Origin of the sequence: Methanothrix sp., assembly GCF_024518575.1 — an archaeon.
Classification (GTDB): domain Archaea; phylum Halobacteriota; class Methanosarcinia; order Methanotrichales; family Methanotrichaceae; genus Methanothrix_B.
Genome location: NZ_JANIHG010000055.1, coordinates 1 through 6,649 on the forward strand (window position 1 = coordinate 1; position 6,649 = coordinate 6,649).

Genomic DNA, 6,649 nt, shown 5'->3' on the forward strand with positions numbered 1-6,649 from the left:
GCTTTTACCCCTCTCTTAATCATAATACTGAAATGGCTTTTGGAGAGATATTTAGCATATTAGATGGATAAATTTGCTCTGCTGACAGAAAATTTTGCGGGGCACGTTCTTTTTGACACTTTATGTAGCTTGACATTGTCGTACAGGATGTGCAAAAATGGAGACCGGATGACCTCCTACAGCTCCATCATTCGGATCCGACCTTCTGCTGCCCTGAACGCGGGCCTGCCTGCACCAGCCTGAAGATCTGTGTTTGTCCTGCACCACCTTCATCCTTCCACCCCCTCGATCCTTCTCCTCGACCTGGCGGCGTCCTCTGCGATCTCCGATCTCCCCAGGACCCTGGCCATCGACTCGATCGCCTCCAGATACCTGACGATCTGGTCCAGATAGTTGATCAGATCTCCCTCGTATCCGTATATCCCATAATCGTCGCTGAATTCATCTAGGATCTCCTTCGGGTCCATTCCCTGCGATCTCATCTCAAGAATTCGCATCGAGACAGACCGCTCGACGCATCCGCAGTAAGGCGCCTCCCTGCAGTTGCATCGCATGAAATCCCTCGCGAACCGCAGGCACTCCTCCTGGATTCTACGATCGAGCTTGAGAAGATCTGGGCTCGAGATGAGATCGAAGAAGGATCCCTGGAAGACCCTCTGCGCCACCTGCATTCTGATCCTGAATGATATCTCCTCTGCCGCCCTCAGGAACAGGGCATCGAACTGCTCGAGTTCGACAGCGATCTCGATGGAGGGCTTTCCGGCCTCCATGCCTTTTATAACAAGTTCTGCCTGATCCGGGCTCAGGAAGTGAGCTGCCACCACCCTGCCGAGCCTCGTGGGAGATATGCCCCTCACGAGATCCCTCTCGCGCAGGATCTCCATAGATCTATTGAGATCGTCCAGGCCGATCGTGAGCCTGTGCAGCCCCTTCAGGTCCTCCATGGATCGGGCGACGGCTGTGTTTGCGAGGACCTCCTCGAGCTGCTGCTGCTCCTCGTAATGCGGTGAGACGTCCTCTACAGAGCTGCTTAGAAGCCTCAGGGCGACCTCATCCTCGGTCTCTGTGCCGCTGTAGTGCCTCCCGGGCTCTGCGAGTATGTACACAAGACCCCTGTCATGATATCCGGGCCTGCCTGCCCTGCCGAGCATCTGGTTGAATTCATGCACCGTCAGCCACTCGATCCCCATCGCGAGCGTCTCAAATATCACCTGCGATGCAGGAAAATCCACGCCCGCAGCCAGCGCGGATGTCGTGACGACCGCGTTGATCTTCCCCTGAGCGAATAGCTCCTCTATCCTCTTACGCTCATGGTACTGGAGGCCTGCATGATACGCGACCGCCCCTGGAATCGCCTGCGCGAGCGAGAAGCACTTCTTCCTGGAGTTCGTGAATATTATCGTCTGTCCTTTGTATCCGGTCGAGGATCTGACAGACGCCCCGGAGTTCACCAGTTTTCTTATCAGCTGCAGCTTGTCAGCGGGCGATGTGAAGATCAGGTGTCTCTCAATGGGCACAGGCCTGATCTCGTACTCGACCAGCTCTGCGCCGAGCCTCTTTGCGAGAGCTGCCGGATTTCCGACGGTCGCTGAGAGGTAGATGAACTGCGCCCCGGGAGCGACGAACCTCAGCCGCGCGATCATTCCCGCGAGCCTGTGGCCGCGCTCAGGGTCCTCGAGCATGTGGACCTCGTCTATGACCACTGTCCCGATCCTTCCAAGGCTCCTGCCGCTCCGGAGAATCTGGTCGATGCCCTCGTATGTTCCAACGAGTATATCAGCATCCAGATCCGTCGGGAGGTTGAAGTCCCTCCCAAGCCGCAGCCGGCTCACACCCACCTTTATGGAAGTCCTGAATCCAAGCTCGGAATAAGCGGAGAGCTGCCCGAACTTCTGGTTTGCCAATGCGACCAGTGGGACGAGAAAAAGAAGCTTGCCTCTTCCCTCGATCAGATTCTTAATGCCCGCGATCTCGCCGATCAGGCTCTTCCCGGTCGCTGTCGCCGATACGACAAGAAGGCTTTTCCCGTCGAGAAGTCCCTTCCTCACAGCCATCGCCTGCACAGGCAAAAGCCTGCTGAGCCGCCTCTTGAGATGATCTTTGAGTTCCATGGGAACCTCGATCTCGTCAAGGTTCAGAGATGCGACCTCCTCACAGGCGGGTATGACATCGAACCTGGTAAGCTCGGGATCGATCCTCTCGAGATTGAGGAGATCCATGACCTGATCCAGGTCGCGCCTCCTCGCAAGTATCCCTGCGAGATGCCTTCTCCCGGCTCTCCCGATCCCTCTGAACTCTGCCTCCCGGTTTATCTCATCGACTGCGCATCTGTAGCATATTCTGGAGCCCCTGTAACTCACAGAGTCCTCTCCGAGGAGCGTGACCCTCTTTCTTCCAAGACAGTGCTGGCATACAGAGACCCTGTGATGCTTCAGCTGGTATGCATTCAGCAGCTCTACGAATCTCTGCTCCAGAGCCTCTTCGCCCTTTGCTACAAAGATGCCCCTTGCCTTTCGTAGCAGCTTAACACAATCGTCAGGGGGGAGATACCTCACGGTATCTTTCTTAACCAGAAACTTGTATGGTCTGGGTCCGCTTGGGGTATCCTTTATGCGAAGATATCCCTCGAAGACCACCCTGTCATCCTTTATTGGCAGCAGAAGAATCCTGGATTTCTCGGCCTGCGCCAGAACGTTCAAGCTCATCCTGTCAGGGTGAGGTCGACGAGCTCGTACTTAATACCTTCTGACTCCAGTCGGTTCAGAATCACTGGGATCTGCTCGTCGACGCTGACTATGATTGAGGAGACGCCATGGTAGGCGGCCTCGACCACCGCCTCCTTAGATCCGAAGAATACATCCGGCTCCCTCCCGACCTTCCTCAGGGAGACGAGAGCTTCTATCCCCAGGGCTCCCACAAGACCTCTCTCGGGTATCAAGCCAGCGAGCGTCTTGAGATCAACACGCCTGCTGCCGCCCAGCTGGACCCTGGGAACCTTGCAGATCTTTATCCTGCCCTCCTCGAGACTTATTAGACCTTTCAGGTCGGAGACCCCGACATCCTCCCCACGGGACGCATCGGAGATCGCTATTCCGCTGGCCTCAACATCCGGACGATGATGTGTAGCATACAGAAGGCCGTTCTCCATCTCGAGCGTCACACGCTCCCCCTCTGATATATCGTCCCTAGCGATCGCAGGCCATACAGAGACGTGGTTGATGACCTCCTCCATCACAACCCTGGCGTAGCGCTTGAGCTCAGCTGCGCTCTCAAGTAGCCACTCCACACCCTTTTTGGTTATTCTGTAGCGCATCCTGCCGTCCGTCTCGACGAGGCCATCTGCAACAAGCTCCTTTATGTACTCGGAGACAGCCTGTGGTGTCACCCCGAGCTTGTCAGCCACCTCCTTCTGCCTGACGTTCGGCTGATGCGCGGCGATCTCCACAAGTATCTGGAACCTGGAGCTGTCCCGTCTCGACTGGAGAACGTTTGGCATTGTTACTTCCTCTTCGGCCTGAGTGACCTGCGTCTGGAATCAATCCTCAGAGAGCTCTATCCTCTGACCTCTCACAGTCAGCCCTTTCGCGCGTTTGGCAACCGCCTTAAGATACATCTGGCTCTTTCCGAGATCCCGCGAGAGCGTTGATATCGATGTCATGCCTGAGCTGACCTTCTCCCTGAGCTTTTCTGTTATGTCCCTGAGCTCCTCATCAGACATGAATGTTACCCTGATGAGATCGCTGAGATCCTCCATGGACGAGAAAAAGTTCGCCTGAACCCTTGAGAAGGCCGAATGGTACTCCTTCTCCGGGCTCTTGCCAGGCTCCGGCACCCTCCACTTCGTCTCTATCAGGCCACTCTTCCGGAGAAGCTCTATGGACTGGCTGACGCTATCGTTGTCTCCAAAGATCTCAACAAGCTCCCTCTCAGTGAGCCACTGATCACAGAGCTTATCGAAAACCCTTTTGTGAGATTCAGAGCCGAAAACCTGAAGCAGAGGGACCAGATCAGATGGATCGTTGATGATCCTAGTTCTTTTCCCGTTCACAGAGCATCCCACGCTCTGTTTTGGAGCTTACACCACTTAAAGCTTTTGAGAGAACAGCCATGATGCACACTTTCGGGTCGAATTTTGAAGAGCTTCAGGGAGACGGGCATCGACAGATATAGATGTATGGATGGCCACACGAGGTTGAGAGGTACATGAAATGAAGGTTGCATCTGTTGTCGGGGCGAGGCCGAACTTCGTAAAGCTCGCGCCCCTCTCCAGGGCAGTGCGGGACAGATTTCATGAGGTGATAGTTCACACAGGCCAGCACTATGACTACGAGATGGACAGGATATTCTTCGACGAGATCGGGATCCCCGAGCCGGACCACCATCTCGGGGTGGGATCGGGCAGCCACGGCAGGCAGACGGGCGAGATGCTGGCTCGCATCGAGGACGTCCTGATGAAGGAGGGGCCAGATGCAGTCGTTGTCTTTGGAGACACAAATACGACGCTTGCTGGAGCGCTGGCTGCGGCGAAGCTCCACATCACTCTGGTCCATGTGGAGGCTGGGCTGCGCTCATACGATCGCAGGATGCCGGAGGAGATCAACCGCGTGCTTGTCGATCACTGCTCTGATCTCCTGAGCTGTCCCACAAAGACGGCTGTGGATAACCTTCGGCGTGAGGGGATTGTGGAGGGTGTATACCTGACAGGAGATGTGATGGTTGATGCGATGGACCTCTGCAGGGACATATCAAGGCGTTCAACGATTCTGGAGAGGCTGGAGCTCAGGCCGAAGGAGTACATTCTGGCGACGCTCCACCGTGCGGAGAACACTGATGACAATGAAAGGCTCAGGGAGATCATCGGCGCGTTCGAGGATATCGGAAGCAGTCTGGTATTTCCCTGCCATCCGAGGACTGAGAGAAGGCTCAGAGATCTAGGGCTCTGGAATTCCCTGAATGAGAGAATAAAGGTGATAAAACCGGTGGGGTATCTGGATATGCTCCAGCTCGAGAGGAACGCTCTGAGGATCCTCACGGACTCGGGTGGCGTGCAGAAGGAGGCGTATATATTCAGGGTACCATGTGTTACGCTCAGAGATCGCACTGAGTGGGTGGAGACCGTGAAAGATGGATGGAACGTCCTCGCTGGAGCCTCCAGGGAGAGCATAGTGAGGTATGCGAGAGGCTTTGTGCCATCCACTCCACAGACACATGTCTTCGGAGACGGAGAGGCGAGCCGTAGGATCGCGGATCTGATGGAGAGCTTTATGAGATCGAGCCGCGATTTCTCGGGGGAGCGTGTAAAAGCACCGTAATTCATGGAGCTGACGCGTCTGATGAAACTATTCGCTCTGATTCTGGCGATTCTGCTCGTCTCTCTCACAGCATATGGGAGACCTGACCTCACGGTTGAGAGCGTGGGATCGGAGCTCGACGCCGGAAGGGTGGGCAGCATCGTTCTGAGCATCAGGAACGCTCAGACAAATTCCACAGATGAGACACCCTACACCTTAAACAGCTCTGATGCCATATCTCTGGTCCTGAGGGCGGTCAGCCGCGATGATAGGTTTAGGATTTTGAGCGAGCCGCTGCATCTCGGCTCGCTGCGTTCCGGGTCTGAGATCAGGGTGGAGATCGCCGCGCTCGCGGGCGAGGATATCGGCGTCTATCCGGTGGATATCATACTGAGCTACATGTGGCTCTCTGGCATCGATACGTCCGGAGGGAGATCTCCTGAGGTGTATTTCCTGTATGAGAACTCCACCGATGTTTTCCATGTTGAGGTGAAGGTCGTCTCAGGTCCGGTTCTTTCCCTGATCTACAGCGGATCCTCTCTCGAGATCAGGAACCTGGGCGACAGGACAGCGAAGAATGTGAGCGTGCAGATCGATTTCCCTCTGATTCTCAGGAGATCCGGGATCGAGCTCGGCGAGATCCCTCCCGGGAGATCGAAGGGCATCGAGATCCCCAGAGTTGAGGAGCGAGAGTGCCCTGTGGTTTGCAGGGTGAACTACACGTCTGGATTTACAGAGGTCAGCACAGAGCTGGCGACTGTGATCAGAGCACAGGTTCTTCCCAGAGGTGTGATTCTGCTGATACCGATGATCGCCGCGGCGCTCTATGTGATCTTGAGGAGAGACGATCTCAGGAGGAGGATGAGGTAGGCGAAAAACCGGCTGCGTGAAAATACCCTGATACATGGGTTTCCTCCAGAAGTTCCAGGAGGCGTGTACTTATTTGGGTGTTCATGTTTTGTTTATTGCGACTGTTGGCGATATCTCCAAAGTGTACTCGCATGTCTCCAAGAGCGTACCCGCTTCTGTATTAAGACAGCAGGATATCGCGGATGAGTGGCGAGGTGTGTTCTGGCTCCTCTGTGCTGATGCCAGCTTGCTTTAAGCGATGGCACATGGATAGAATACACAATACCCCTCTCTCTGAATCATAATACTGAAATGGCTTTTGGAGAGATATTTAGCATATTAGATAGATAAATTAGCTCTGCTGACAGAAAAATTTTTCGGCACACGTTCTTTTTGACACTTGGTGTAGTATATTGGTGTATTCTATCCATACCTAGAGAACTTTTGGCTATATTGAAAATATCTTCTATTTTAGACCGTATTTCTTTAAAACATTCCCATTTCGCTAT

At 54.5% G+C, this 6,649-nt stretch carries 5 protein-coding genes and 1 pseudogene; 2 read left to right on the plus strand and 4 right to left on the minus strand.

What is annotated here, in order from left to right:
- Positions 1-269 precede the first annotated feature (269 nt).
- The 3 genes from NQU42_RS07930 to NQU42_RS07940 are packed head-to-tail and all read right to left on the minus strand — an operon-like array spanning position 270 to position 4,060.
- Positions 270-2,705, minus strand: a complete 2,436-nt coding sequence (locus NQU42_RS07930; RefSeq protein ID WP_296610487.1) for a DUF5814 domain-containing protein — start codon at positions 2,703-2,705, stop codon at positions 270-272.
- Positions 2,702-3,496, minus strand: a complete 795-nt coding sequence (locus tag NQU42_RS07935) for a MarR family transcriptional regulator (RefSeq protein WP_296610488.1) — start codon at positions 3,494-3,496, stop codon at positions 2,702-2,704. Before NQU42_RS07935 ends, NQU42_RS07930 begins: the two co-directional genes overlap by 4 nt.
- A 39-nt stretch (positions 3,497-3,535) precedes the next feature.
- Entirely contained in the window at positions 3,536-4,060 is a 525-nt protein-coding gene (locus NQU42_RS07940) for an ArsR family transcriptional regulator (protein ID WP_296610490.1), read from the minus strand.
- Between the two features lie 148 nt (positions 4,061-4,208).
- On the opposite strand from NQU42_RS07940, the gene wecB reads away from it, so the two are divergent.
- Both wecB and NQU42_RS07950 read left to right on the plus strand, forming a co-directional pair.
- Positions 4,209-5,312, plus strand: a complete 1,104-nt coding sequence (gene wecB / locus NQU42_RS07945; RefSeq protein ID WP_296610491.1) for a UDP-N-acetylglucosamine 2-epimerase (non-hydrolyzing) — start codon at positions 4,209-4,211, stop codon at positions 5,310-5,312.
- A 21-nt stretch (positions 5,313-5,333) separates the two neighbouring features.
- A complete protein-coding gene (locus NQU42_RS07950; protein ID WP_296610493.1) occupies positions 5,334-6,161 on the plus strand; it encodes a hypothetical protein in 828 nt (275 codons plus the stop codon).
- A 278-nt stretch (positions 6,162-6,439) separates the two neighbouring features.
- Here the strand turns inward: NQU42_RS07950 and NQU42_RS07955 are convergent.
- Positions 6,440-6,649, minus strand: a pseudogene (locus NQU42_RS07955) (hypothetical protein); the annotation flags it as partial.